Raw genomic sequence first — 26,394 nt, forward strand, 5'->3', positions numbered from 1 at the left:
CTCCCTCTTAGCGTGCGTCGTGGACGATGCGTCCGCCGACGACGGTAAGCAACACCCGGCCTTGCAGACGGCGTCCGTCGAAGGGGGAGTTCTTCGATTTCGATTTCAGCGCGTTCGCGTCGACCACGATCGGCGCGCCGGGGTCGAACAGGGTCAGGTCCGCGGGCGCGCCGGCCGCCAGGACGCCGGCGTCCAGCCCCAGCAAGGTGGCCGGTCCGTGGGTCAGCGGCCGCAGGATGTCGAGCAGGTCCAGTCCGTCCTCATGGTGCAGTGACAGGGCGGCCGCCAGCAGGGTTTCCAGCCCCACCGCGCCGGGCGTCGCCTCGGCGAAGGGGCGGCGCTTGTCCTCGGCGGGGGCAGGGGCGTGGGCCGAGGTGATGGCGTCGATCAGGCCGTCGCGCACCGCCTCGATCAGGGCCAGCCGGTCGCTCTCGGGCCGCAGCGGCGGGTCCAGCCTGTAGAAGGTGCGATAGTCGCCGATATCGATCTCGTTGAAGCACAGGTGGTTGATCGACACCGAGGCGGCGACCTCCAGGCCCCTGGCCCGGGCGCGGGCCAGCGTCTCCAGCGCGCCCTCGGTCGAAATCTGGTCGACCAGGAAGCGCGCGCCCGTCTGTTCGACCAGGGCCAGATCGCGCTCCAGCTGGATGCGTTCGGCGATCGCGGGCGCCGAGGCCAGACCCAGCCGCGTCGCCAGTTCGCCCGAGGTCGCCACCGCCCCCTCGCTCAGCCATGGTTCGGCCGGGCGGCAGGAAATCAGGGCGTTGAAGGCGGCGGCGTAGCTCATCACCCGCTGCAGGGTGCGGGTGTTGGCGATGACCTGATCGACGTCGGTGAAATAGAGCGCCCCGGCCTCGTCCATCAGGCCGATCTCGGCCATCCGCGCGCCGTCGCGGCCCCGGGTCGCCGCCCCCGCCGCCCGGACATTGACCAGTCCCAGGGCCGCTCCGCGCCGCTGGATGAATTCGATCATCGCCGGATCGTCGATGGCGGGATCGGTGTCCGGCTGGATGACGATGGTGGTGACCCCGCCCGCCGCCGCTGACAGACTGGCCGACTTCAGCGTCTCCTTCGGCTCGGCTCCGGGCTCGCCGGTCTTGACCCGGATGTCGATCAGGCCCGGCGACAGGCACAGGCCGCCGGCGTCGATGACGGTCGCGCCTTCCGGGGCGGTCGCGCCGGCGCCGTGAATGACCTCGGTGATCCGGCCGTCCTCGACCAGCACCGCGCCGGCGCCGTCATAGTCCGTGGCGGGATCAAGAATTCTCGCATTGAGAATCGCCAACGTATTCACGCCCTTCCCCCCTTGCGGGGGAAGGTGGCAGGCGAAGCCTGACGGATGGGGGGTGAAGCACCGGCCCATCCCAGTTCGCTTTTCCACTCACGTTCCGTCGAGGGCTGACAGCCCCCCCATCCGAGCCGCTCCGCGGCCCACCTTCCCCCGCGAGGGGGGAAGGGAACACAAAGAGCGCCCATCAGGAGTCTCCGTCCAGCCGCGCCGACAGGGCCGCCAGCACAGCCATCCGGGCCGCCACACCCATCTCGACCTGGTCCTGGATCAGGGAGACCGTCAGGTCGTCGGCCACGTCGGAGTCGATCTCCACGCCCCGGTTCATCGGTCCCGGGTGCATGACCTTCGCCCCCGGATTGGCCCAGGCCAGCTTCTCGCGGTCCAGACCCCAGAAACGGAAATACTCGCGGGTCGAGGGGACCAGCGCCCCCTCCATCCGCTCCAGCTGCAGGCGCAGCATCATCACGACGTCGCAGCCCTTCAGCCCCTCGCGCATGTCGTGGAAGACCTCGCAGCCCCAGCGGTCGGCGTCGCCGGGCACCAGGGTCGGCGGCCCGATCAGGCGCACCCGCGCGCCCATCATCGACAGCATCGACACATTCGACCGCGCCACCCGGCTGTGGGCGATGTCGCCGCAGATCGCCACCGTCAGCCCGCCCACGTCGCCGAAGGCCCGGCGCAGGCTCAGCAGGTCCAGCAGCGCCTGGGTCGGATGCTCATGGCGGCCGTCCCCGGCGTTCACGACCGCGCAACCCACCTTCTGGGCCAGCAGGGCCGCCGCGCCCGAGGCGCCGTGGCGCACCACCAGCACGTCGGGCTTCATGGCGTTCAGCGTCGCCGCCGTGTCGATCAGGGTCTCGCCCTTGGCCACGGACGAGGTGCGCGGGCTCAGCGTCGTCACATCGGCCCCCAGCCGCTTGGCCGCGATCTCGAACGAGGCGCTGGTGCGGGTCGAGTTCTCGAAGAACAGGTTCATGACCGTGCGCCCGCGCATCAGGTCCAGCGACTTGGAGGATTGGCGGTTGAAGTCGACGAAGGCGTCGGCCAGATCCAGCAGCGGCGGCGTGGTGGCGGCGTTCAGATCGCCCGCGGACAGGAAATGGCTGCGCGGGAACGGCGCCAGCCGCTCGAGAATCAGATCGGTGAGGGCGGCAGGCTGGCTCATCGAGGCCCGCCTATAGGGCGCATCTAGGCCAGATGGAATAGCGCCAGCAGGATCGGGATGCTCAAGGCGCTTCCCACCGTCGTCAGGGCCACGATTCCGGCCATCAGGGGGGCGTCCCCGCCCATCTGCCGCGCCAGGATGTAACTGGCCGCCGCCCCGGGGGCCGCGCCGCACAGCAGGGCGATGCCCTGGGCCGTCTCGTCGCCGCCGTACAGCACGCAAAGGCCCCACATCAGCGGCGGGGTTATGACCAGCTTGACGAACGACACGGCCCCGATGGTGATCCGGCGTCGGGCCACCTCCGCGAAGCTCAGACCCGCGCCCGCCACGATCAGGCCCAGCGGCAGGGCCGCCCCGCCCAGCAGCTCCAGGGTGTTGGAAATGCCCGGCAGCCGCGGCACGCCGCCAAGATTGAGCGCCAGGCCGATCAGGCAGGCCAGCAGGATGGGGTTGGACAGAATCGCCTTCGCCAGCGCCCACGGCGACATCGACCGCTCATCCGCCCCCCACTTCACCAGCACGATGACGCACAGGACGTTGGTGACCGGGATCATGGACGCGATCACGACCGCCGCCAGCGCCAGACCGTCCGGGCCGTACACCGACAAAATCACCGGCAGGAAGACGAAGCTGTTCCACCGGATCGCACCCTGGAACACGCTGGTGAAGGCCGGGCCGTCGATCTTCATCAGCGGCTTGAGCGCCAACGTCAGGGTCGCGATGATCAGCACGGAGGTGACCGAGGCCGCCCCCGCCGCCCCCGCGCCGCCGCTCGAGATGTCGGCGTTCCAGATCGCCGGGATCAGGAAGCCCGGATAGAGCAGGTGGATCGACAGCTTCTCGATCGGCCGCCAGGTCGCGTCGGGCAGGAAGTCCGATTTGCGCAGCCCGTAACCGATGGCGATCAGCACGAAGACCGGGACGACGCCCGCGATCAGCCCGCCCATCAGACCCTCAACCGGTCCAGCGCGCCCTGCAGGATCCATGCGGCGGCTGTGCGGTCGACCACATCGGCGCGACGCTTGCGGCTCAGGTCCAGTTCCCCGATCAGGAACCGCTCGACGGCGCTGGTCGACAGCCGTTCGTCCTGGAAGGCGCAGGGCACGGCGCGGATGCGTTGCAGATTGCGGGCGAAGGCCCGGCAGGACTGCGCCCGCGGCCCTTCACTGCCGTCCATGTTGAGCGGCAGGCCGATGACGAGGGCCGACGCCTTGCGCCCGTCCATCAGTTTCAGCACGGCATGGGCGTCGTCGGTGAATTTCGTCTTTCGGATCAGCGACAACGGGCTGGCGATCATGCGCGTCGCGTCCGAGGCGGCGACGCCGATGGTCTTCTCGCCCAGATCCAGCCCCAGCCACGGCGTGCCGGGCGGGGTCGAGGCGGCGAGATCTTCGAGCGATAGAACTGTCACGGCTTGGCGGTAGGACTGGCGAGCCGCCCTGTCAAAGTGCAAGGTGAGCTATCGTTGATGGGGGAACATCCGATGAAGCCAGTCACCTTCCTTGTCGCCCTGGCGGGCCTCGCCGGCTGCGACGCCCAGGTCGAAAGCCGCAAGGCCGAAGTCCCGGCCGCCGAACACGCCACCGCCACGGCGCCCGTCGCCGCGCCCCTGACCGCCGCGGGGCCCGCCGCCACGCTTCAGCCCGAAACCGCCGTCGAGCTGCAGCAGGCCGCCTCGGTCGTCAGCCTCGACCCGCTGACCCGGCAGGGCGGCGGCCTGACCGCCAAACTGTTCGGCACGGCCGGCGGCGATCCCGCCATGAACGGCCTCTACACCCACATCGCCTTCTTCCAGGGTCCGGCTGACGGCTGGCGCGTCTTCCGCCTCGGCGACGTCCTCGAATACCGCATCCTGTCCGAAGCCCCGGGCCGCGTCGATCTGGAGCTCACCGAGAGCACCATGGACCCGGCCTCCACGACGATCGGCAGCCGCACCCGGCGGGTCATCGTCGGCTGGTCCTTGGCCACGGACGGCTCGGCGCCCGCTACTGTGACGGTCACACCCGCCCGATAGCGTCGGAATCCTTGCGAAACCGGGCCTGATCCTTGTGAAAGAGGGTTGGGGCGGCTAATCCCGCCCGCTCAGGTTTCGCATTGGAGGGCCGCATGGCCATCGACGCCGCGACCGTGCGCCGTGTGGCGCACCTCGCCCGCATCAAGACCCCGGAAGACCGGCTCGAGCCGCTCGCCGCGGAACTGAACGGCATCCTCGCCTGGATCGAACAGCTCAACGAGGTCGACGTCGACGGCGTCGAGCCGATGACGTCGAACGTGGCCCAGCCGATGCGCCTGCGCGACGACGTCGTCACCGACGGAAACAAGGTCGCCGACGTGCTCGGCAACGCCCCGAAGTCCGCCGACGGCTTCTTCGTCGTGCCCAAGGTGGTCGAATAGAATGTCCGACCTGACCAAACTCACGCTCAAGGCCGCGCTCGACGGCCTCAAGGCCCGCGACTTCTCCTCGGAAGAGATCACCAGGGCCTTCGTCGCCAATATCGACGCCGCCAATCCGCGTCTGAACGCCTATGTCCTCCAGACCACGGACAAGGCCCTCGCCATGGCCCGCGCCTCTGACGCCAAACTGGCGAAAGGGGAGGGCGGCGCCCTGGAAGGCGCGCCGTTGGGCATCAAGGACCTGTTCTGCACCGACGGCGTCCAGACCACGGCCGGCTCCAACATGCTGCGCGGCTTCGTCCCGCCCTATGAGTCCACCGTCACCGCCAACCTGTGGCGCGACGGCGCGGTCATGCTGGGCAAGCTCAACATGGACGAGTTCGCCATGGGCTCGTCGAACGAGACCAGCGCCTTCGGTCCGGTCGTGAACCCATGGAAGTCAACGGCTTCCAACGCTGACCTGACCCCGGGCGGCAGCTCCGGCGGCTCGGCCTCGGCCGTCGCCGGCGACCTCTGCCTGGCCGCCACCGCCTCGGACACCGGCGGTTCGATCCGCCAGCCCGCCGCCTTCACCGGCACGGTCGGGATCAAGCCCACCCACGGCCGCGCCAGCCGCTTCGGCATGGTCGCCTTCGCCAGCTCGCTGGACCAGGCCGGCCCGATCACGAAGACCGTCGAGGACGCCGCCATCCTGCTGCGCGCCATGTGCTCCTACGATGCGAAGGACGCCACCAGCCTCGACGTCGAGACGCCCGACTGGACCCGATCCCTGAACAAGGGCGTCAAGGGCCTGCGCATCGGCGTGCCGAAGGAATACGTCGTCGACGGCATGCCCGCCGAGATCCAGGCGCTGTGGGACCAGGGCGTGGCCTGGCTCAAGGCCGGCGGCGCCGAGATCGTCGAGATCAGCCTGCCGCACACGAAGTACGCCCTGCCGGCCTATTATATCATCGCCCCGGCCGAGGCCTCGTCCAACCTGGCCCGCTACGACGGCATGCGCTTCGGCCACCGCGCCGAGGGGACCACGTCCCTGACCGACCTCTATGAGACCAGCCGCGCCGAGGGCTTCGGCAAGGAGGTCCAGCGCCGACTGACCATCGGGGCCTATGTCCTGTCGGCCGGATTCTACGACGCCTACTACGTCCGCGCCCTCAAGGTCCGCCGCCGCATCGCCATGGATTTCGACGCGGTGTGGGACCGCGTCGACGCCATCCTGACGCCGTCCACGCCTTCGGCCGCCTTCGCCCTCGGCGACAAGCAGATCGATCCGCTGCAGATGTATCTGAACGACATCTTCACCGTCACCGCCAACCTCGCCGGCCTGCCGGGCATCTCCGTCCCCGCGGGCGTCGACGCGGGCGGCCTGCCCCTCGGCCTCCAGGTCATCGGCAAGGCGCTGGACGAGGCGACGGTCTTCCAGGTCGCCAGCGCGCTGGAAGACGCGGCGGGGTTTGTGGCGAAACCGGAGAAGTGGTGGTGAACAATCAAAGCCCCTCTCCCTGAGGGAGAGGGAGGGGCCCGCGCGCGCAGCGCGTGGGAGGGTGTGGGGTTACGCTGCATGACGCCCGAAACTCGAACCGCCCGTGCCCGCGATCCCCGCAAGCGCCGGACCCATGCAGAGAACATCCTGTGGCAGGCCCTCCGCGCCTCCCGTCTCGACGGCTTCAGATTTCGTCGCCAGCACCCCATCGATCGCTACTTCGCCGACTTCGCCTGCGAATCCATCAAGCTGGTGATCGAACTGGACGGCGGCGTTCACGATGACGACGACCGGCAACTCAACGACTATCACCGCCAGCAAGCGATCGAGTCTCTGGGCTGGTCCGTTCTCAGGTTCCCCAACACCGAGGTGACAGGCTCGCTCCCCACTGTCCTCGCCGCCATCCGGGCCCAGGCGAAACTGGCCGGCGCCGTAACCCCACACCCTCCCGTCGGCTCCGCCGACGGGCCCCTCCCTCTCCCAATGGGAGAGGGGACGCCAAAGCCGCTTGGTTCGAAGCTCCGTCTTCCCCGATACCGCCCATGACCGCGCCGCCGCCGCTCAAAGACCCGCTCAAATAAGATTGGCCCGCGCCAGCCGGCCAAAATGCAGGGCGCTGGGTCGCGGCTTCCGCTCGAACGTCTCCCGGTCCACCGCCGACAGGCCGAACGGCACGCCATAGCCCGAGGTCCATTCGAAATTGTCCAGCAGCGACCAGTACAGATAGCTGTGCACCGGAATGCCCTCGTCGAGGCATTGCCGCACCCCGTCCAGGGCGGCGTCGATGAAGGCGCTGCGCCGCGCGTCGTCCTGCACGGCCACGCCGCTCTCGGTCACATAGATCGGCTTGCCGACCGCCGCATGGGCCCATCGGATCGTGTTGGCCAGGGCCTGCGGATAGAATTCATAGCCCGCCATGGTCAGTTCCGCCCCCGCCGGCGGCGCCTGCACCCCGTCCTCGCCGACGATGAAGCGCGTATAGGTCTGGACCCCGAAGAAGTCCGCATGGGTCCGGGCTGTCTCGACCCAGTCGCCATACAGCCGCCGCTGATACAGCTCGACCAGGTCCGGACGCCCCGGCGCCTGGATGTCCTGGGTGGTCAGGGTCACCCCGACCGGCAGATCGGGCCGTACGGCCTTGATCGCGTCATAGGCCTGGCGATGCGCCGCCTGCATCAGCGGGGTCGCCACGGCGGGGTCGGCGAAGGCCAGCCGCGAGAACCTCGGCGAGTCCGTCGCCTTCGCCGCTGCCGCGATCGCAACCTCGGCGACGCGCCGCCCAGCCTCGATCCCTGGCATCAGGTCGACCAGCAGCCGGATATTGGCCTCGTTGAAGGTGGTCACCATGGACATCCGGCCGCCCAGCCGCTCGGCCACCTTGCCGCAGAACCGCGCGAAGATGGCGGGCGAGTCCGGGGCCTCGAAGCCGCCGCGGCGGGCGAACCACAGCGGCGTGGTGAAGTGGTTCAGGGTGATCATCGGCTTCAGCCCGCGGGCCTGACAGGCGTCCAGCATGCGGGCGTAGTGGTCGAGCACGGCGTTGGAGAACCGCCCCTCGCTGGGCTCGATCCGCGCCCATTCCACGCCGAAGCGGTGGCAGTTGAAGCCCAGCGCCTGGGCCAGGGCGAAATCCTCGTCGAAGCGGTGATAGCTGTCGCAGGCGTCGCCGGACGGTTCGCGGAACATGCTGGGCTGCAGGTTTTCCATCAGCCAGGCGTCGCTGTTGGTATTGTTTCCCTCGCTCTGATAGGCCGAAATCGCCGTCCCCCAGAGAAACCCCTCCGGCGCCGGCCGCCGTTCCCGGGCCGCAGACGCCGCCCCGACGGAGGGGGCGACCGCCATCGTCGCCACCCCGGCTCCGCCCGCCTTGAGCAGGCTGCGCCGCCCGATTCCCCTGGCTCGCCCCTGATCCCGCATCGGTCCCTCCTGCTTTTGTTGTTGCGGGGAGGATGATCCCGTCGGGGATCGTGCGTCAACATTCACTCAGGTGTGAGTTAAGGAGCGATCTTCGAGGTTCCCGCCGACGACGCTATTCTGATCCCTCTTCCTGAGGGAGAGGGTCGCGAAAACTCTTCATTCCCAAGCCACGCCGTCCTAGATACGCACCATGACCGACACCATCGCCACCCCGTCCAAACTCATCCAGGGCCGCACCGGCCCGTGGGAAATCGTCATGGGGCTGGAGATCCACGCCCAGGTGGCGTCGAAGGCCAAGCTGTTCTCCGGCGCCGCCGTCGGCTTCGGCGCGGGGCCGAACGAGCAGGTGTCGCTGGTCGACGCCGGCTTCCCCGGCATGCTGCCGACCCTGAACAAATACTGCGTCGAACAGGCCGTGCGCACCGGCCTGGGCCTCAATGCGCAGATCAACAAGCGCAGCCAGTTCGACCGCAAGAACTATTTCTATCCCGACCTGCCGACCGGCTATCAGATCAGCCAGCTCTATTTCCCCATCGTCGGCGAGGGCGTCGTCGAGGTCGAGGCCGAGGACGGCTCCTTCTTCAACGTCGGCATCGAGCGACTGCATCTGGAACAGGACGCCGGCAAGCTGATCCATGACCTGTCGCCGACCGAGAGCTATGTCGACCTGAACCGCGCCGGCACGGCCCTGATGGAGATCGTGTCGCGTCCGGACATCCGCTCGCCGGAAGAGGCGGTCGCCTACGTCAAGAAGATCCGCACCATCCTGATCTATCTCGGCACCTGCGACGGCGACATGGAGAAGGGCAACCTGCGCGCCGACGTCAACGTCTCGGTTTGCCGCGAGGGCCAGTACGCCAAATACAAGGCCACCGGCGACTTCAGCCATCTGGGCACGCGCTGCGAGATCAAGAACGTCAACTCGTTCCGCTTCATCTCCCAGGCCATCAACTACGAGGCCCGGCGCCAGATCGAGATCCTCGAGGACGGCGGCAAGGTGACCCAGGAGACCCGCCTCTACGACCCCACGGCCGGCGAGACCCGTTCGATGCGCTCCAAGGAAGAGGCGATGGACTATCGCTACTTCCCCGACCCCGACCTGCTGCCGCTCGAGCTGGAACAGGCCTGGATCGACGACATCAAGGCCTCCCTGCCCGAACTGCCGGACGAGAAGCGCCGCCGGCTGATGGCCGACTACGGCCTGTCGCAATACGACGCGGTGGTGCTGATCTCGGAACAGGCCAAGGCCGACTATTTCGAAGCCGCCGCGAAAGGGCGTGACGCCAAACTGGTGTCCAACTGGGTCACCAACGAGGTCTCCGCCCGCCTCGCCGCCGAGGGTAAGGACTTCAGCGAGAACACCCTCCCGGCCGCCCATGTCGCCCAGCTGGTCGAGCTGATCGAAACCGACGTCATCTCGTCGAAGATCGCCAAGGAGGTCTTCGACCACGTCTGGAACGGCGAGGGCTCGCCCGCCGAGGTGGTCGAGAAGCACGGCCTCAAACAGGTCACCGACACCGGCGCGATCGAAAAGGCCATCGACGACATCATCGCCGCCAACCCCGACAAGGCGGCCGCCGTCGCCGAAAAACCCCAGGCCCTCGGCTGGTTCGTCGGCCAGGTCATGAAGGCCACCGGCGGCAAGGCCAACCCGGCCGCGGTCAACGACATCCTGAAGGCGAAGCTGGGGCTGTAGGCGGCGTCTCCTCCCCACTGCGTGGGGAGGGGGACCACGCGAAGCGGGGCGGAGGGGATTGAGGGGTGGAGCCCCGGTCGCATGCGATCGGGCGCCGGCGCCTCTGTCCTGACCGGCGTCCGTCACAGGCTTCCCATGGCCCCGAGCGTCGCGCGCATCGCGTCGTCCAGCGGCGTCTTCGGTTCAGCGCCGAGCCGGTCGATCAGCCGCCCGTTGAGCAGGCGGACCGGGGTGCGCCAGAGGTATTCCATCTCCGTCAGTTCGGCCATCAGGGGCATGAAGGGGGTCAGCAGCCTCATCACGAACCACGGCATGGCCTTCACGGGGACCGGCTCGCCGCCCAGCACGCGCTGGATCGAGGCGATCATCTGCGTCCCGTCGGCGTCCCAATGCCCTTCCATGTGGAAGGTCGCGAAATCCTCCAGATCGCCCAGTTCAATGAGGCGCACCATCGTTTCGGCCACATCCGGCACATAGGCCCACTGGTGACCGACGCCGCGCTTGCCGGGCGAGATCAGGGCGGTCGGGCGCTTGCCCGGCGTCACGATCCCCTGGCTCAGCCAGCTGTTGACCGCCGTCGGGCCGAAGAAGTCACCGGATCGTACGATCAGCACCGTCGCCTCGCCGGTCGCGGCCGCGGCCTTCAGGCGCCGCTCCATCTCGGCCCTGATCTTGCCCTTGCGGGTGCGGGGGGTCTGCGGCGCGTCTTCCGACAGGTTCGGCAGGGCGTCCGGCCCGTAGTTGTAGACCGTGCCGGGCAGAATGATCCGGGCGCCGTTGGCCCGGGCGGCCGCGATCGTATTGTCCAGCATCGGCAGAACCACGGTGGCCCAGTTGCGGTAGCCGGGCGGATTCACCGCATGGACGATCAGCGAGGCTCCTTCGGCGGCCGCAGCCACATCCGTAGCCGAGAGCGCGTCGCCCTCGATCCAGGCGAAGCGGGGGTCGCGCTCGCCGGTCGACGAGGCGCGGTACAGGGCGCGGACGGTCCATCCCGCCTGCGCCAGTCGGTTCGCGACCTCGCCGCCGATGCCGCCGGTCGCCCCGAGGACCAATGCCAGTTTCGTTGTCACGTTCAGCTCCATCCGTTGATGACGCAAACTGCACCCGGGCCAAGGCAAACGAAATTGCGGATATATCTGCAGCTGCTATACGAAAATGCATGAGTCATGAACCCAGCTGGGACCTCTACCGAACCTTCGGCGCCGTGCTCCGGGAGGGTTCGTTGTCAGGGGCGGCGCGCCGGCTCGGCATCACCCAGCCCAGCGTCGCCCGCCACATCGATGCGCTCGAAGCCAGCCTCGGCGTCTCGCTGTTCGTCAGATCGGCGCGCGGCCTGTCGCCGACCGACGCGGCCCTCGAACTGAAGCCCCACGCCGATCTTCTGGCGTCAACCTCGGCCGCCTTGCTGCGCACCGCGGACGGCCGTGCGGGCGAGGTCAGAGGGACGGTCCGCATCAGCGCCAGCGAGATCGTGGGGACGGTGCACCTGCCACCCATCATGACGGGATTGCGTCTCAAACATCCCGATCTGGCGATCGAACTGGTCCTGTCCAACAGCGTCGACGACCTGCTCCAGCGAGAGGCGGACATCGCCGTCCGCATGTTCCGGCCGACGCAGAACGCCCTCATCGCGAAACGGGTCGGGAACTTCGAGCTCGGGCTCCATGCCCACCCGGACTATCTGGCGCGTCGGGGAACGCCTGGGACCCTGGAGGACCTGCGGAACCACGATGTCATCGGTTATGATGTCGAGACGCCGGCTCTGCGAGCGTTCCTGCAGCCCTGGCCCATGCTGCAGCGGGCGGCCTTCGCCCTGCGCGTGGACAGCGACGTTGCGCAACTCTCGGCCATCCGGGCGGGGTACGGCATCGGCGTCTGCCAGACGGCCGTCGCGGCGATGGAGCCGAAGCTGACACGAGTGCTGCCCGAGGCGTTCGGCGCTGATCTCGAGACCTGGATCGTCATGCACGAAGACATGAGGACCAACACCCGATGCCGGGTCGTGTTCGACGAACTGGTCGAGCGGTTGCCGGCGCGACCGCGCTGAAGCCCTACTCAAACAGCTCCCCGCTCTCCTCCGTCCCCTCCACGACCTCCCGCGCCAGCGCCCGCGTCACAGGCTTGTGCAGGGCGTCCAGCCGCTCGACCACATCCGCGGCCGCCGCCGCCGACCGGTCGATGCGGCGCAGCAGCCAGGGGATGACGTCCTTCTGCGGCCGGATGCCCCGTTCCGCGAACCGCGCTTCCAGCATGGCGGCCAGCACGGCGTCGTCGGGCGCTTCCATCGGCACGCTTATGACCGCGTCCAGCCGCGAGCGCAGATCGGGCAGGGCGACCTTCCAGGCCGAGGGCGCCGGGCGCGAGACCATCAGCAGGGCTCCGCCCGTGGCCTGGGTCAGGTTGATCAGGTGGAACAGCGTCTCGTCGTCCGCGTCCATGGCCCGGTCCAGCAACAGCGGCCGCCCCTCCAGTTCGCCCGGATCGATCAGCGCCGCCTCGGCCCCATGCAGGGCCACCGCCCCGACCCGTTCGGCCCAGATCTGCCCCAGCCGGCTCTTGCCGCACCCGGCCGGTCCGCAGATCGCCATCACCCCGCCGATCAGATTGGGCCAGTCGGCCAAGGCGTCGACCGCCGCGCGATTGCAGGCCGACACGACAAAGCCGTCGGCGCCGTCGGGCAGATCGCTTTGCAGCGGCAGGCGCATCTGGTCGGGTGTCGGGGCGCGGGCGGTCATGACATTCATCATAGCAGAGGGCGCGCCGTATCCGTCCCCCGCGGTGGTTCGTCGGTGCAAAGACGATCCCGGACTGTGGATCATCCCGACGATTCATCTCGACCACGCGGAGGCCTGCGTCCGATTCTGACGCGCCCATGGTGCAGACTGCGTGGCTCGGCGAAAGGGAGCGATCGAACGTAGACTCGGTAGACTAGGTAGACGGTGTTTTTTTGATCGCGAGTCTACCTCGGGCAGGGGGAGGCGCGTCGGTGCAATCGCCTCCAGCCTTGACTTTCCGGGGCGATGATGCGCCCTTCCGGCCTCCCGAATTGCGGCCCTCGCGGCCCCTGATCCAAGACGTACCGCCCATGCACGCCTACCGCTCCCACACCTGCGGCGCCCTCCGTTTGACCGATGCAGGCTCCAATGTCCGCCTGTCCGGCTGGGTCCATCGCAAGCGCGACCACGGCGGCCTGCTGTTCATCGATCTGCGCGACCACTACGGCCTGACCCAGCTGGTGCTGCACCCCGAGACCCCGGGCTTCGAAGCCGTCGAACGCCTGCGCGCCGAGAGCGTCATCCGCGTCGACGGTGAGGTCGTGGCCCGTGAAGGCTCGGTGGTGAACCCCAACCTGCCGACCGGCGAGATCGAACTGCGCGTCACCGGCGTCGAGGTCCTGTCCGAGGCCGCCGAACTGCCGCTGCCGGTCTTCGGCGAGCCCGAATACCCCGAGGACATCCGCCTCAAGCACCGCTACCTCGATCTGCGCCGCGAGACCCTGCACAAGAACATCGTCCTGCGCTCGCGCGTCATCTCCTCGATCCGCCAGCGCATGGTCGAGCAGGGCTTCCTCGAGTACCAGACCCCGATCCTGACGGCCTCCTCGCCGGAAGGCGCGCGCGACTTCCTGGTCCCGTCGCGTCTGCATCCCGGCAAATTCTACGCCCTGCCGCAGGCCCCGCAGCAGTTCAAGCAGCTGCTGATGGTCTCGGGCTTCGACCGCTATTTCCAGATCGCGCCCTGTTTCCGCGACGAGGACCTGCGCGCCGACCGCTCGCTGGAATTCTACCAGCTCGACGTCGAGATGAGCTTCGTCACCCAGGAGGACGTCTTCGCCGCCATCGAGCCCGTCATGCACGGCGTGTTCGAGGAGTTCGCCGACGGCAAGACGGTCGATCCCTATCCCTTCGTCCGCATCCCGTACCGGGAGAGCATCGCCCTGTTCGGCACCGACAAGCCGGACCTGCGCAACCCGATCGAGATGCAGGACGTCTCGGAGCATTTCCGCGACGGCGGCTTCGGCCTGTTCAACAAGATCCTCGCCGGCGACGCAAAGAACGCCGTCTGGGCTATTCCCGCCCCGACCGGCGGCTCGCGCGCCTTCTGCGACCGCATGAACAGCTGGGCCCAGGGCGAGGGCCAGCCGGGTCTGGGCTACATCTTCTGGTCCGAGGACCAGGGCGCATGGGGCGGTCCGATCGCCAAGAACCTCGGCGCCGAGGCGACCGACGCCCTGATGAAGTCGCTGGCCATGGGCAAGGGCGACGCCGCCTTCTTCGCCGCCGGCGACCCGTCCGTCTTCTACAAATTCGCCGGCAACGCCCGCACCAAACTGGGCCAGGACCTGAACCTGATCTCGGACGACGAGTTCAAATTCTGCTGGATCGTCGACTTCCCCATGTTCGAGTGGAGCGAGGAAGAGAAGAAGGTCGACTTCTCGCACAACCCCTTCTCCATGCCGCAGGGCGAGATGGAGGCCCTGACCACCAAGGATCCGCTCGACATCCTCGCCTACCAGTACGACATCGTCTGCAACGGCTATGAGCTGTGCTCCGGCGCGATCCGGAACCACAAGGCCGAGATCATGCTCAAGGCCTTCGAGATCGCCGGCTATGACGCCTCGGTGGTCGAGGACCAGTTCGGCGGGATGCTCAACGCCTTCCGCTACGGCGCGCCGCCGCACGGCGGCCTGGCCCCCGGCATCGACCGGATCGTCATGCTGCTGGCCAACCAGGTCGCCATCCGCGAGGTCATCGCCTTCCCGCTGAACCAGCAGGGCCAGGACCTGCTGATGAGCGCGCCCTCGGACGCCGCCGAACGTCAGTACAAGGAGCTGCACATCCGTGCGGCCCTGCCACTCAAGACCTGACGGTTGGCCCACGCCCCGGACATGAAAAAGGCCGCTGTCCCCGGGGACAGCGGCCTTTGTCGTCAGTGGCCCGAACTGGCGATCGCGAGATTTCTCACCCGGGGCGGAACCGGAGGGGCCGGCGGGGCGGGTGGCGCGCGGGGCGTGATCCGCACCATGCTGACGCCGCGGCAGATCCGCACCGTCAGACGGGACGGCAGGCGGGTGCTCGCGTCGCCGCAGGTCCGGCTGATCTGTTCCTGCGTCAGGCCGTTCGCGCCCGACAGGTCCGCGCCGCGAATGTCCGCGCGGTTCAGCTCGGCGCCGCGGAAGTCCGCTCCGGCGAAGTTTCCGCCGGTCAGGCGCGCGCCGTTCAACTCGGCGCTCCGGAACGAGGCGCTGCGGAAGTCCCCGTTCGACAGGTTGGACATGGAGATATCGGCGTTGCTGAGGTTCGCCGCCCGGGCGCTCACATTGGCCAGGGTGGTGGCGTTCAGCTCGGCGGCCGACAGATTTGCGTTGGTCAGCACCGCGCCGTTCATATTGGCGCCGGTCAGCTCCGCGCCGCTCAGATTGGCGCTGGTCATCCGCACGCGCACCATGGTCGCGCCCATGGCCTCGACGCCCGACAGGTCCGCATCGGTGAAGTTGGCGCCCGTGAAGTTGGCGCCGACCATCTCGGCGCCGGACAGATCGGCGCGACTGAAGTCGCTGCCGGTGAAGTTGGAGCCCTGCAGTTCGGCGCCGCGCAGGTCGGCGCCCACCAGGGCTGCGTTGGTGAAGACGGCGCCGATAAAGGCCGCCCCCGTCAGGTCCCGCCCCGACAGCTCACAGCGGTTGCACGAGCCGCCCAGGGACACCATTCGCGCCACATCGCGATCCTGCAGGCCCAGATCGAACTGGCTCCCGGCGCTCGCCGATCCGGCGCTCGCCAGGGCGGCGATGGCCGCGCCCAGTGCAAGGCCGGCGGTGGAGAGGCGGCGGGTCTGTGGAGCGACAAGCGTTTTCACCCTCCCGTCATGACCGCAAATGCCCGCAAACCCTACTTAAATCGCGGTAAGGTCCAAGGCCTTATGCCGTCAGCTCAGCAGTGGGGAACGGTCAGGCCGCGCGGCAGCCGGGTGGCCTCGTCGCCGCACGCCTGGTTCAGTCGGCCCTGCGTCAGGCCGGTGGCGCGCTCCAGCGACGCGCCGGAAAAATTGACGCCCGTCAGCGTCGCGCCCGAGAACGAGGCGCCTTCCAGATATGCGCCGACGAAGCTGGCGTTGGTCAGGTTCGCGCCGGAAAAGTTCGCGCTCGAAAAGACGCCGCCATACGCTTCGACGTCGCGCAGGTCCGCATTGGTGAACCGGGCCCGGTTCATGACCGCCAGGCTCAGGTCGGCCTGGCGCAGCCGCGCGCCGGAAAGGTTCAGGCCGCGGGCCTCGAGGCCGCCGAAGTCGCCCTGGAACAGGTTGCAGCCGGGGCAGCTGGCGCCGCCGCGCACGCGCGCGATCTGGCCGGCGTTCTGCGCCGCGGCGGGCAGGGCCGTGGCCGCCAGAAGGGCCGCGAGGGTGAAGGTCAGGATGGCTTTCATGACGGGCTCCGGTCTCGCCTTCGGATGTGCAAGACGCGAGCCATCATGGCGCACAATCGTTGATCAACCCTGCATGGACGGCGCCGCCCCGCAGCTGTCGCAGGTCCAGCCCGCGCCCCGCTGCTGCAGGGTGAAATCCCCGCACGCCGGGCAAGCCACGGCCTCGGTCGAGGCTGCGGTCGCGACCGGCGTCTCCCGCGGCTGGCCGAAGGGCAGGACCACCAGATTGTCCGGCGCTGCGCCGCGGGCGAAACCCTTGGAGATGAAGCGCGCGGCCGGCACGGTTTCGGGCTCTCCATCCTCGGCCTTGCCCAGGCCCAGACCGTCGGCGTTCAGGCCCTCGGCGTCCGCATTGGCCAGCTCGCGGCGGTCCAGGTACGAAACGCCCAGCTCGCGGAAGATGTAGTCAAGGATGGAGGTCGCAGAGCGAATGGAGTCATTGCCCGTCACCCGTCCCGCGGGTTCGAACCGCGTGAAGACGAAGGCGTCCACGAACTCGTCCAGCGGCACGCCGTATTGCAGGCCGATCGAGATGGCGATGGCGAAATTGTTCATCAGGCTGCGGAAGGCCGCGCCTTCCTTGTGCATGTCGATGAAGATCTCGCCGAGCTCGCCGTCCTCGTATTCGCCGGTGTGGATATAGACCTTATGTCCACCCACGGCGGCCTTCTGGATGTAGCCCTTGCGCCGGTCCGGCAGCTTGCGCCGGGTGCGGTCGCGCTCGATCACCTTCTCGACCACCCGCTCCACGGCGCGGGTTTCCGGCTCCCACCGGCGCTGCCGGCTGGTCTCTTCCGGTTCGGTCAGGTTCAACAGCGGACCCGTCGGCGGCGTCGCCCGTTGCAGGCGAACGGCGCGCCGGCCTTCGCGAGCCGCGTCGCCCAGAAGCCGCGCGGTCTGGATCGTCGTGGCGCGCCAGTCCATCTGCGTCGGAGCGATGTCGGGCGCAGCGCTCACCTGTTCCACAACCGCGCGCAGGTCCGCCTCGAATCCGGAGGGATCGCCGAGAACAGGCTTCAGCGTTTCGGGCGCGTCGGTCCATTCAGCCAGGTCGGCTTCTCCGAGAACCCAGCCCTGCGCCCGGCGGACCGCGTCTTCGGCGAAGCCCAAACCGGCGAGCAGATCGGCGTTCGCGGCTTCCATGCCCAGAACGTCACGGACAAAGCCGGCGTCAAGCACGGGGCGCCTGAACGCGTCCGCCAGCCTGTCGACCAGGGGGAGGGCGGTCTCGACCGCCTCCAGTTCGATGTCGGTGAAACCCCTGGCCCTCAGCGCCGCGTGATCGATGCCGGGCGCCTCCACCAGGGTGCGCCGGCCAAACAGATGTCGTTCGGCCGAGTCGATCTCGCCCCCCGCCTTCCGGATGGCGGTCGCGATGGCGGGACGCAGGCGGCGGACGACTTCGCCGTCTCCGGTCTGCCAGACGTCCGAGGCGGTCAGGGGGCTGAGGCCGAGGCGCAGCGACGCCTCGACGTCCTCGACAAACAGCCAGGCCTCGAGGGGCTCGCACGCGGCTGTGACCGTCCCCGCCAGCTCGGCCGCCCGCGAGCAGGCGTCCTCATGGCCTTCCTTCAGAACCAGATCCGCCAATCCGCCCAGGCCGATCGCGATCGAGGCGGCGCCGTCCGCGGCGAAGGCGCGAGACCACAGCCGGACCAGATCCCGGAGCGCGGGCGCGATGTCGGCTCCGCTGATGGCGCGCAGGGCTGTCAAGGAGAGCAGAATCGCCGGCGTGCGCGCCGATGCGGCGGCGGTCTCGGCGTCGTTCGGCTCGAACGTCAGCAGCAGATCGCCCTCCAGGGCGGCCTCGGCGGCCAGCAGGGCGTCCGGAGCGCCCGATGCGATCATGGCGCGGTCGGCCAGGGCGACGATCAGGGGCAAGCTCGGGGCGGGCAGGGGGACGGCGTCGAATCGCTCGCCCGCGATCGCCCTAAGGATGTCGGCGTCCGTCCCTCCGGTACGTCGCGCGGCCAGCGCCGCCCTGGCCAGGGCCGGATTGGATGCCGGATCAGCGCAATCCGCTTGCGGGCCTTCGCAACGGCTGACCGCGTCGGACACATTGGTCAGCGCCGCCGCCAGGGCCTCGACGGCGCCCGCCGCCCTTCGGCCGGCCCGCCGGCGCGCGCCCTCGGCCGCCAGTCTGTCGCCCGCGCCGGGATCCGACAGGTTCACGACCTCCGGGTCGATCCGGGCGGACCGGGCCGGAGAGACGAGTCCCAGCAGCAGCGTCGCCGTCAGGGGGACGGCGTCGGCTCCCGACAGGCGGGCCGCCCAGGCGGCCATGGCCTCCGCCAGCGGGTCGATGTCGCTGCAGGCGAGTCCCTCGGCGTCCGCCCAGTCCAGCCAGGCTTCGATCTGCACGTCGGTCCAGGCCTCGGGCGCACGCACGGCGACGACGCGTCCGCAGCGCTCGATCTGCCGCGCGGGTCGCGGCAGGGCGGCGGCGTGGGAAGCGAAGGGAAAGCGCATGCGGCGGTCTCGGCGTGGCCTTTGCGCCAGACTAGCGGTCTTGCGGGCTTGCCTGCAATAAATCTGGCGTGTCGGGACGTGGTTACCCCCAAGATGTTGAGGTTCGCCGTCTCGCTACGGCGCTGGACGGAACGCCCGGCGGTTTCTATGATCGGACCTGCGTCGCCGGAACCCGCCGAGCGGCAGATCGTGAGTGGATTCCCCGACGTGCTAGGCAGGATTTTCGGTTGGACCAGCGGCGCCACCATCGGCACCTTCTTCACCATCGCCAAGCGTGGCGAGCATGTGGGGACCGATGAGTTCGGCAATCGCTACTACCTGTCGCGCGACAACTCGAGCTATGACGGCCGCCGCCGCCGCTGGGTGACCTACAACGGCTATGCGGACGCCTCCAAGGTTCCGCCCGACTGGCATGGCTGGCTGCACTACACCTATGATGAAGTGCCGACCGAGCATCCGCTGCCGCGGCGCAAGTGGGAGGAGGATCACCTCCCCAACCTGACCGGCACGCCGATGGCGTGGCGGCCGCAGGGCTCGCTGGCTTCGGAGGGCAAGCGGCCCGCCGCGACGGGCGACTACGAAGCCTGGCGCCCGGAATGACCGGGCGCGGCTTCATTCTGGCGGGCATCGCGATCCTGGCGCTGACCGCGTCGGGCGCCGTCGTCGCCTCGGCCCTGAATGACCTGCCCCAGGACGCCGTACCGGTTCAGGATCCGACCTCGGTGCTGAACGCCCAGCCGACGCCGGCGCCCGTGGAACCGGCGCCCCAGAGCGCCCCCGCCCCGACGTCGCCGGTCGCGGTGACGCCGCCGGCTCCGCCCATCGTCATCGCCGAAGAAAAGACCGCCGAAGACCCGGCAGATGAAGAAAAGGTCGAGACGGTCGAAACCAAGCGTGTCGAGACGCCGGCCGAACCGGCCCGCCGTCAACGTCGCCGGGTCGCCATCGTTGAGGCCATCGACAAGATCACCGCGGAATCCATGCGATTCGAGGTTGAAGTGGGCGGCCGTCCGGTGCGGTTCCAGAAGACCCTGATCTTCACCGCCCGCGCCTGCGAGGTGTCCGCTCCCGACGAACAGGTGTCCGACGCCGTCGCCTATCTGGAAGTGTCGCTGCAACCGCGCGGCGTGATCCAGGTCAGCGAGCCGCGCCAGATCTTCCGGGGCTGGATGTTCGCCTCGGCTCCCGCCATCAGCGGGCTGCAACATCCCGTCTATGACGCCTGGGTCGTGGGCTGCAAGGCGTAGAAGACAGCCTCCGGGCCGGTCATCGGCCTGAACAGCGACCGCGTATCGGGCTGCACCCCGAGCGCGGCCTTGAGCCACTTCAGATAGACAGCCTGCGGCGTCTCCACGGCGCCGAACTGGCTCAGATGCTGGGTCAGGAATTGCGCATCCAGCAAGCGCCAGCCGCCGCGCTTGAGCCGGGCGACCAGATGCACCAGCGCCACCTTTGACGCGTCCCGTTCGCGGCTGAACATGCTTTCGCCGAAGAAGGCGCCGCCGAGGGTCACGCCGTAGAGGCCGCCGACCAGGCGCTCGTCATGCCAGCATTCGACGGAGTGGGCGCGGCCCCGGGCGTTGAGCTCCAGGTACAGGCGGCGGATCGGTCCGTTGATCCAGCTGTCCTCACGGCCCGGCCCAGGAGCGGCACAGGCGTCGAGCATGGCGGAGAAGGCGGTGTCGACCCGGATCTCGAACGGTTCGGAGCGGACGGTGCGCTTCAGCCGGGTCGGAATGCGAAAGCCGTCAAGCGGGATGACCCCGCGCTGCTCGGGCTCCACCAGGAAGATGCGCGGGTCGTCGCGGCTCTCGCCCATGGGGAAGACGCCGGTGGCGTAGCACTGCAGCAGGTCGTCGGGGCCGAAACCGCCGAAGGGGCTGCTGGCGCTGAAGCCCGGCTCTTCCATCACGCCGTCAGGCGTCGCCCTTCTGGCGTTTGGCCCAGTTCTCCAGCCAGTGGATGTCGTAGTCGCCGGACAGGATGTCGGGCTCCTGCAGCAGCTTCTGGAACAGGGGAATGGTGGTGTCGATGCCGCCGATGACCATCTCGTTCAGGCTGCGCTTGAGGCGGGCGATGCACTCCTCGCGGTCGCGGCCGTGGACGATCAGCTTGCCGATCAGGCTGTCGTAATAGGGCGGGATCGAATAGCCGGCGTAGATGGCGCTATCCAGACGCACGCCGAGGCCGCCGGGGGCGTGGAAGTCGGTGATCGTGCCGGGCGACGGAGTGAAGGTCTCGGCGTTTTCGGCGTTGATCCGGCATTCGATCGAGTGGCCGGTGAACTTGACCTCGTCCTGGGTGAACGACAGGGGCAGGCCGGCGGCGATGCGGATCTGCTCGCGCACCAGATCGACTCCGGTGATCATTTCCGTAACCGGATGCTCAACTTGCAGCCGGGTGTTCATCTCGATGAAGAAGAACTCGCCGTCTTCCCAGAGGAATTCAATGGTGCCGACGCCGAGGTAGCCGATGGCGGCGATGGCCTTGTTGACGGTCTCGCCGATGGCGACGCGTTCGGCCGCCGAGAGGGCGGGCGAGGGGGCCTCTTCCATGACCTTCTGGTGGCGGCGCTGCAGGGAGCAGTCGCGTTCACCGAGGTGGACGACGTTGCCGTGGCTGTCGGCGATGACCTGAAGCTCGATGTGGCGCGGCTTCTGGAGGTAGCGCTCCATATAGACGGCGCCATTGCCGAAGGCGGCGGTGGCCTCGGACTGGGCGGTCTGGACGGCCTCGACCAGGTCGTCGGCGGTCAGGGCCACCTTCATGCCGCGTCCGCCGCCGCCGGCGGCGGCTTTCACGATCAGCGGGAAGCCGATGGTCTTCGAGGCCTCGATGGCGTCCTCGATGGTTTCGACCTCGCCGGCCGAACCGGGCACGCAGGGGATGCCAGCTTCCAGCACGGTCTGTTTGGCGGTGATCTTGTCGCCCATGACGCGGATGTGTTCAGGCTTGGGCCCGATGAAGGTCATGCCGTGGGCTTCGACGATCTCGGCGAAGCGGGCGTTCTCGGACAGGAAGCCGTAGCCCGGGTGGATGGCCTGGGCGCCGGTGATCTCGGCGGCGGCGATGATCGAGGGGATGTTCAGATAGCTCTTGGCCGCCGGGGCCGGGCCGATGCAGACGCTTTCGTCGGCCAGCCGCACCCACATGGCGCCGCGGTCGGCCTCTGAGTGCACGGCGACGGTGGAGATGCCCATCTCCTTGCAGGCGCGGTGGATGCGCAGGGCGATTTCGCCGCGGTTGGCGATGAGGACCTTGGTGAACATGGTCATGGCTGGGGCTTACGCCTCGAGCAGGACGAGGGCTTCGCCGAACTCGACCGGTTGGGCGTCGCCGACCAGCACCTCGACGACGACGCCGTCGCGGGGCGCCTGGATCGGGTTCATGGTCTTCATGGCCTCGACGATCAGCAGGGTCTGGCCCTTCTTGACCTTGTCGCCGACACTGATGAAGGGCGGCGCTTCCGGCGAGGCCTGCAGATAGACGGTGCCGACCATGGGCGACTTCACCTCTTCGCCCTGTTTGGCGACGATCGTGGCGGGGTCGGACGGCATCGACGCCGGAGCCGCGGGCGCAGCGTGGGCCATCGGGGCGGCGGCGTACTGCATGACCGGGGCGGCGGTGATCTCGCGGGCGACGCGGATGCGCAGCTCGCCGCGCTCGACCTCGATCTCCGTCAGGGAGGTGTCGTTGAGGATGTCGGCCAGCTGACGCACCAGGGTGGTGTCGATCTCGGCGTCGTTCTTGAGCCTGGGCGCGGGCGTCTTGGGATCGGCCATGGGTCTTTATGCCTCTTTACGTCGTCTGGTTCGAACGGCCTGCGGCGCCGGTGCGTTCCTGCACCAGGCGGAGGGCGGCCTTGACGGCCAGTTCGTAGCTGAAGGAGCCGAAGCCCGAAACCACGCCCGCCGCGACCGGCGAGACATAGGAGCGATGACGGAAGCGCTCGCGCGCCGCCGGATTGGAGAGATGGCATTCGACGATCGGGATCGTCAGGGTCTTCAGGGCGTCGTGAAGCGCCACCGAGGTGTGGGTCCAGGCGGCGGCGTTGAGGACCAGGGCGGACGCTTTTTCGCGGGCCTCGTGGATCCAGTCGATCAGTTCGCCTTCGTGATTGGTCTGGCGGAACACGACAGTCGCGCCGTCGGCGGCGGCTTCGCACAGCGCCTGGACGTCGGCGAGGGTCGCGTGGCCATAGACCTCAGGCTCGCGCACCCCAAGCAGGTTGAGGTTCGGGCCGTTCAGGACGTAGAGGACGGTGGGTTCGGGCATGAGCTCGGTGAACTGCGGGTTCCGACCGGAATCGGACGGGCCTTTTAGCTGAGGCGTGACGGTTATCAAACCGCGGCGCCGAATAGAGTGACGTAACGGCATGCGCATTCAGGTCAATGGCGAAGAACGGTCGGTGGCGGCGGACACCATCCTGGCCCTGGTCGGGGAGCTGGGGCTGGACGTCCGCAAGGTGGCGGTGGAGCGCAATCTGGAGATCGTGCCGCGGACGCTGCACGGGACGACGGCGCTGGCCGAGGGCGACCGGATCGAACTGGTCCAGTTCGTCGGCGGGGGCTGACAATGAGCTTGAAGGATGAGGCTGTTCTGAAATGGGCGATCGATCTGCTCAACTACGCCGATCGGGATCAGACGGGACAGCATATCGTTCTGGCGGACGATCTGATGGCGCATCACGCTGATCGGGCCAACCTGGAACGGGCCGCCGACCGGCTGGCGGCGCTTCGCGACGATGACACGATCAGCAACGCCGAGATCAAGGGCTTGCTGAATCGGGCGTCGAGCAAGACTTGGGGCGGCGAGTACGACCGGGTGTTCGAGCCGAGGGAATTTGTCGCGGAATTGGAGCGGGCGGTGCGGGATTATCTTCGACGCCGGCCGGACCTCCGCTAGAAGGCGCTCATGACCCAGACTGCTTCCCAAGACACCTGGACCGTCGCCGGCCGGACCTTCAACAGCCGGCTGATCGTCGGCACCGGCAAGTACAAGACCTATCAGGAGAACGCCGACGCGGCCGAGGCGGCGGGGGCGGAGATCGTCACCGTGGCGGTGCGGCGGGTGAATCTGACCGATCCGAACCAGCCGATGCTGGTCGACTATGTGAAGCCGGACCGGTTCACCTTCCTGCCCAACACCGCCGGCTGTTTCACCGGCGAGGATGCGGTGCGGACGCTGCGGCTGGCGCGGGAGGCCGGCGGCTGGGATCTGGTCAAGCTGGAGGTGCTGTCGGACACGGCGCACCTGTATCCGGACATGATCGAGACGCTGCGGGCGCTGGACCTGCTGATCAGGGACGGCTTCCAGGTCATGGTCTATTGCACCGACGACGTGGTCATGGCGAAGCGGCTGGAGGAGGCGGGGGCCGCCGCCATCATGCCGGCGGCCGCGCCGATCGGCTCGGGCCTCGGCATCCAGAACCGGGTCAACATCCGGCTGATCGTCGAGCAGGCGACGGTGCCGGTTCTGGTCGACGCCGGGGTGGGGACGCCGTCCGACGCGACCCTGGCCATGGAGCTGGGCTGCGACGCGGTGCTGATGAACACGGCCATCGCCGGGGCCAGGGACCCGATCCTGATGGCGTCGGCGATGAAGCACGCGGTCATCGCCGGGCGGCAGGGCTATCTCGCCGGGCGGATGCCGCGGCGGATGTATGCGAGCGCGAGTTCGCCGCTGAGCGGACTGATCTAGGGGGCGGGAGTCTCCGACATCACCAGAAAAAATTGATGTGACGCGGCGGCCGGACGACGGGGTCGCCGGGGAGGCGGGCGCCGGGGCCTGGGGCGGCTCCGGGCGAGGCTGGCTGCTGTCAAAGACCTGTCCCCGTGGGGGTTTGGTTCATTGTGCACGGCCGTGCGTCAGAAACGGACGCAGGGGGTAGGGCGGGACCTCGGCGGCGTGAGCGAGGGGGCGGGAAGGGCGGAAAAATGTCTCGAGAGTCTCGGGTCGGAGGGGGCGAGAGTCCTCATCATCAAACCCTGACCTTCGCCCATTGGGAGAAGGTGGCGCGCAGCGCCGGATGAGGGTCGGCTGGTGGAGCGGCGAAGCCGCCCGCTGACAGGCGACCCTCACCCTTTCGCGCAAGAACGACCGCTTCGCGCTCGTGCGCTCAAGCCCTCTCCCAATGGGAGAGGGAGTCGGTTAGAGCATCGCTTCCTTCCCAAGAGACCGACCATGCACGACATCCGCGCCATTCGTGAGAACCCCGCCGCCTTCGTCAGCGGCTGGTCGTCGCGCGGGGTGGAGGGGGCGGAGGCCTTGGTGGCCGATATCCTGCGGCTGGACGGCGAACTGCGCGCCGCCCAGACGACGGGGCAGGAGGCGCTGGCGAAGCGCAATGCGGCGTCGAAGCTGATCGGCGCGGCGATGGCGAAGAAGGACATGGCCGAGGCCGAGCGGCTGAAGGCCGAGGTCGAGAGCCTGAAGGGCGAGATCGCGACGGCGGAGAAGACCGAAGCCGAGGTCGGCAAGGCGCTACGCGACCTGCTGGCGGCGCAGAAGAATCTGGCGGCGGACGATGTGCCGGACGGCGAGGACGAGGCCGGAAACCTGCTGGTCGGCCAGCCGTGGGGCACGCCGCGCGAGACCGGCCCGGCCAAGGATCACGCCGACCTGGGCGAGGCCATGGGCTTGCTGGACTTCGAGGCCGCGGCGAAGATGTCGGGGTCGCGGTTCGCGGTGCTGAAGGGCGGGCTGGCGCGGCTGGAACGGGCCATCGGCCAGTTCATGCTGGACGTGCAGACGGCCGAGCACGGCTATCTGGAGGTCAATCCGCCGTATCTGGTGCGCGACGAGGCGATGTTCGGGACGGGGCAGCTGCCGAAGTTCGAGGAGGATCTTTTCAAGACCGGAGATTTCGCGGCCGCCTTCGAAGCCGTCTCGGACCAAATCAACGAAGGCTTCGAGCGATACGCCAAGGGCGATTTGTTCTACTTCACGGCCAACATTCGCGAGGCGCTGAACCCCCGCTACCTCATCCCCACCGCCGAAGTCTCCCTGACCAATCTCGTGCGCGAGCAGATCCTGTCCGAGAGCGAGCTGGCCACCCCCATCCGCCTCACCGCCCTGACGCCCTGTTTCCGGGCCGAGGCGGGGTCGGCGGGGCGGGATACGCGCGGGCTGATCCGCCAGCACCAGTTCCACAAGGTGGAGATGGTCTCGATCGCCAGACCGGAAGACTCCGAGGCCGAGCACGAGCGGATGGTGCGCTGCGCCGAGGCGGTGCTGGAGAAGCTGGAACTGCCGTACCGGCGCATGCTGCTGTGCAAGGGCGACATGGGCTTTTCGGCGAAGAAGACCTTCGATCTGGAGGTCTGGCTGCCGTCGCAGGGGACCTATCGCGAGATCTCGAGCTGCTCCAACTGCGGCGACTTCCAGGCCCGGCGGATGGACGCGCGGTTCAAGCGCGACGGCGAGAAGAAGACCGAGTTCGTGCACACGCTGAACGGCTCGGGTCTGGCGGTGGGGCGGACGCTGGTGGCTGTCATGGAAAATTATCAGGACGGCGATGGACGGATCGCGGTGCCGACGGCTCTGCTGCCCTATATG

27 protein-coding genes are annotated in these 26,394 nt (G+C 68.4%); 13 read left to right on the forward strand and 14 right to left on the reverse strand.

Annotation, left to right across the window (positions count from 1 at the left end):
* Positions 1-7: 7 nt before the first annotated feature.
* From pyrC to ruvX, 4 genes are all read right to left on the reverse strand, one after another.
* Positions 8-1,294: a dihydroorotase gene (gene pyrC, locus WC555_RS07145; RefSeq protein ID WP_373252489.1), complete on the reverse strand. Its 1,287-nt coding sequence runs from the start codon at positions 1,292-1,294 to the stop codon at positions 8-10.
* A 181-nt stretch (positions 1,295-1,475) separates the two neighbouring features.
* The gene (locus WC555_RS07150) at positions 1,476-2,456 is read right to left on the reverse strand and encodes an aspartate carbamoyltransferase catalytic subunit (RefSeq protein ID WP_373252491.1); all 981 of its coding nucleotides are present in this window, start codon (positions 2,454-2,456) and stop codon (positions 1,476-1,478) included.
* 23 nt (positions 2,457-2,479) lie between these two features.
* Positions 2,480-3,403, reverse strand: a complete 924-nt coding sequence (locus tag WC555_RS07155) for an AEC family transporter (protein ID WP_373252493.1) — start codon at positions 3,401-3,403, stop codon at positions 2,480-2,482.
* Positions 3,403-3,867: a Holliday junction resolvase RuvX gene (gene ruvX, locus WC555_RS07160; RefSeq protein ID WP_373252494.1), complete on the reverse strand. Its 465-nt coding sequence runs from the start codon at positions 3,865-3,867 to the stop codon at positions 3,403-3,405. Before ruvX ends, WC555_RS07155 begins: the two co-directional genes overlap by 1 nt.
* Before the next feature lie 72 nt (positions 3,868-3,939).
* Between ruvX and WC555_RS07165 the strand changes: the two genes are divergently transcribed.
* From WC555_RS07165 to WC555_RS07180, 4 genes are all read left to right on the forward strand, one after another.
* Positions 3,940-4,470: a hypothetical protein gene (locus WC555_RS07165; protein WP_373252496.1), complete on the forward strand. Its 531-nt coding sequence runs from the start codon at positions 3,940-3,942 to the stop codon at positions 4,468-4,470.
* A 92-nt stretch (positions 4,471-4,562) separates the two neighbouring features.
* Entirely contained in the window at positions 4,563-4,850 is a 288-nt protein-coding gene (gene gatC / locus WC555_RS07170; RefSeq protein WP_373252497.1) for an Asp-tRNA(Asn)/Glu-tRNA(Gln) amidotransferase subunit GatC, read from the forward strand.
* Between the two features lies 1 nt (position 4,851).
* Entirely contained in the window at positions 4,852-6,330 is a 1,479-nt protein-coding gene (gene gatA, locus WC555_RS07175) for an Asp-tRNA(Asn)/Glu-tRNA(Gln) amidotransferase subunit GatA (RefSeq protein ID WP_373252499.1), read from the forward strand.
* Between the two features lie 78 nt (positions 6,331-6,408).
* Positions 6,409-6,876 carry an endonuclease domain-containing protein gene (locus tag WC555_RS07180; protein ID WP_373252501.1) on the forward strand — a complete coding sequence of 156 codons (468 nt, stop codon included), beginning with the start codon at positions 6,409-6,411 and terminating at the stop codon, positions 6,874-6,876.
* A 27-nt stretch (positions 6,877-6,903) separates the two neighbouring features.
* Here WC555_RS07180 and WC555_RS07185 read toward each other — a convergent pair whose 3' ends face one another.
* Complete coding sequence (locus WC555_RS07185) at positions 6,904-8,247, reverse strand: glycoside hydrolase family 1 protein (RefSeq protein ID WP_373252503.1); 1,344 nt, start codon at positions 8,245-8,247, stop codon at positions 6,904-6,906.
* 190 nt (positions 8,248-8,437) lie between these two features.
* Here WC555_RS07185 and gatB point away from each other — a divergent pair, with 190 nt between their 5' ends.
* On the forward strand, positions 8,438-9,943 hold the full coding sequence (gatB, locus tag WC555_RS07190) for an Asp-tRNA(Asn)/Glu-tRNA(Gln) amidotransferase subunit GatB (protein ID WP_373252505.1): 1,506 nt from the start codon (positions 8,438-8,440) through the stop codon (positions 9,941-9,943).
* Between the two features lie 122 nt (positions 9,944-10,065).
* On the opposite strand, the gene WC555_RS07195 is transcribed toward gatB, so the two are convergent.
* On the reverse strand, positions 10,066-11,016 hold the full coding sequence (locus tag WC555_RS07195; RefSeq protein WP_373252507.1) for an NAD-dependent epimerase/dehydratase family protein: 951 nt from the start codon (positions 11,014-11,016) through the stop codon (positions 10,066-10,068).
* A gap of 89 nt (positions 11,017-11,105) precedes the next feature.
* Between WC555_RS07195 and WC555_RS07200 the strand changes: the two genes are divergently transcribed.
* Positions 11,106-11,993: a LysR family transcriptional regulator gene (locus WC555_RS07200; RefSeq protein WP_373252509.1), complete on the forward strand. Its 888-nt coding sequence runs from the start codon at positions 11,106-11,108 to the stop codon at positions 11,991-11,993.
* 4 nt (positions 11,994-11,997) lie between these two features.
* Here the strand turns inward: WC555_RS07200 and WC555_RS07205 are convergent, their stop codons facing one another.
* On the reverse strand, positions 11,998-12,681 hold the full coding sequence (locus WC555_RS07205; RefSeq protein WP_373252511.1) for a chromosomal replication initiator DnaA: 684 nt from the start codon (positions 12,679-12,681) through the stop codon (positions 11,998-12,000).
* A gap of 350 nt (positions 12,682-13,031) precedes the next feature.
* Between WC555_RS07205 and aspS the strand changes: the two genes are divergently transcribed.
* A complete protein-coding gene (aspS, locus tag WC555_RS07210) occupies positions 13,032-14,813 on the forward strand; it encodes an aspartate--tRNA ligase (RefSeq protein ID WP_373252513.1) in 1,782 nt (593 codons plus the stop codon).
* A 62-nt stretch (positions 14,814-14,875) separates the two neighbouring features.
* Here aspS and WC555_RS07215 read toward each other — a convergent pair whose 3' ends face one another.
* The 3 genes from WC555_RS07215 to WC555_RS07225 all read right to left on the reverse strand — a co-directional run bounded on the left by WC555_RS07215 (position 14,876) and on the right by WC555_RS07225 (position 18,837).
* Positions 14,876-15,802: a pentapeptide repeat-containing protein gene (locus WC555_RS07215; protein ID WP_373252515.1), complete on the reverse strand. Its 927-nt coding sequence runs from the start codon at positions 15,800-15,802 to the stop codon at positions 14,876-14,878.
* A gap of 74 nt (positions 15,803-15,876) precedes the next feature.
* Positions 15,877-16,368, reverse strand: coding sequence for a pentapeptide repeat-containing protein (locus WC555_RS07220; RefSeq protein ID WP_373252517.1), 492 nt, complete (start codon positions 16,366-16,368; stop codon positions 15,877-15,879).
* Between the two features lie 63 nt (positions 16,369-16,431).
* Positions 16,432-18,837 (reverse strand): TSCPD domain-containing protein, encoded by a 2,406-nt coding sequence (locus tag WC555_RS07225; protein ID WP_373252518.1) that lies wholly within the window; start codon positions 18,835-18,837, stop codon positions 16,432-16,434.
* A 207-nt stretch (positions 18,838-19,044) separates the two neighbouring features.
* On the opposite strand from WC555_RS07225, the gene WC555_RS07230 reads away from it, so the two are divergent.
* Positions 19,045-19,437 carry an NADH:ubiquinone oxidoreductase subunit NDUFA12 gene (locus WC555_RS07230; RefSeq protein ID WP_373252520.1) on the forward strand — a complete coding sequence of 131 codons (393 nt, stop codon included), beginning with the start codon at positions 19,045-19,047 and terminating at the stop codon, positions 19,435-19,437.
* Positions 19,434-20,084, forward strand: coding sequence for a DUF2155 domain-containing protein (locus WC555_RS07235; protein WP_373252521.1), 651 nt, complete (start codon positions 19,434-19,436; stop codon positions 20,082-20,084). The genes WC555_RS07230 and WC555_RS07235 overlap by 4 nt, the downstream gene beginning before the upstream one ends.
* Here WC555_RS07235 and aat read toward each other — a convergent pair.
* The 4 genes from aat to aroQ are packed head-to-tail and all read right to left on the reverse strand — an operon-like array spanning position 20,051 to position 23,112.
* Positions 20,051-20,746 carry a leucyl/phenylalanyl-tRNA--protein transferase gene (gene aat, locus WC555_RS07240; protein ID WP_373252522.1) on the reverse strand — a complete coding sequence of 232 codons (696 nt, stop codon included), beginning with the start codon at positions 20,744-20,746 and terminating at the stop codon, positions 20,051-20,053. The genes WC555_RS07235 and aat overlap by 34 nt on opposite strands.
* Positions 20,747-20,753: 7 nt before the next feature.
* On the reverse strand, positions 20,754-22,106 hold the full coding sequence (gene accC / locus WC555_RS07245; protein WP_373252535.1) for an acetyl-CoA carboxylase biotin carboxylase subunit: 1,353 nt from the start codon (positions 22,104-22,106) through the stop codon (positions 20,754-20,756).
* A 15-nt stretch (positions 22,107-22,121) separates the two neighbouring features.
* Positions 22,122-22,619, reverse strand: a complete 498-nt coding sequence (accB, locus tag WC555_RS07250; RefSeq protein ID WP_373252524.1) for an acetyl-CoA carboxylase biotin carboxyl carrier protein — start codon at positions 22,617-22,619, stop codon at positions 22,122-22,124.
* 16 nt (positions 22,620-22,635) lie between these two features.
* Complete coding sequence (gene aroQ / locus WC555_RS07255) at positions 22,636-23,112, reverse strand: type II 3-dehydroquinate dehydratase (RefSeq protein ID WP_373252526.1); 477 nt, start codon at positions 23,110-23,112, stop codon at positions 22,636-22,638.
* 100 nt (positions 23,113-23,212) lie between these two features.
* Here aroQ and thiS point away from each other — a divergent pair, with 100 nt between their 5' ends.
* The 4 genes from thiS to serS all read left to right on the forward strand — a co-directional run.
* The gene (gene thiS / locus WC555_RS07260) at positions 23,213-23,410 is read left to right on the forward strand and encodes a sulfur carrier protein ThiS (protein WP_373252527.1); all 198 of its coding nucleotides are present in this window, start codon (positions 23,213-23,215) and stop codon (positions 23,408-23,410) included.
* 2 nt (positions 23,411-23,412) lie between these two features.
* Positions 23,413-23,742 (forward strand): hypothetical protein, encoded by a 330-nt coding sequence (locus WC555_RS07265; RefSeq protein ID WP_373252529.1) that lies wholly within the window; start codon positions 23,413-23,415, stop codon positions 23,740-23,742.
* Positions 23,743-23,751: 9 nt separating this feature from the next.
* Positions 23,752-24,537: a thiazole synthase gene (locus tag WC555_RS07270; RefSeq protein WP_373252531.1), complete on the forward strand. Its 786-nt coding sequence runs from the start codon at positions 23,752-23,754 to the stop codon at positions 24,535-24,537.
* A 483-nt stretch (positions 24,538-25,020) separates the two neighbouring features.
* On the forward strand, positions 25,021-26,394 hold a 1,374-nt coding region (serS, locus tag WC555_RS07275), incomplete at its 3' end, for a serine--tRNA ligase (RefSeq protein WP_373252532.1).

Origin of the sequence: Brevundimonas sp. (assembly GCF_041648615.1) — a bacterium.
Lineage (GTDB): Bacteria > Pseudomonadota > Alphaproteobacteria > Caulobacterales > Caulobacteraceae > Brevundimonas.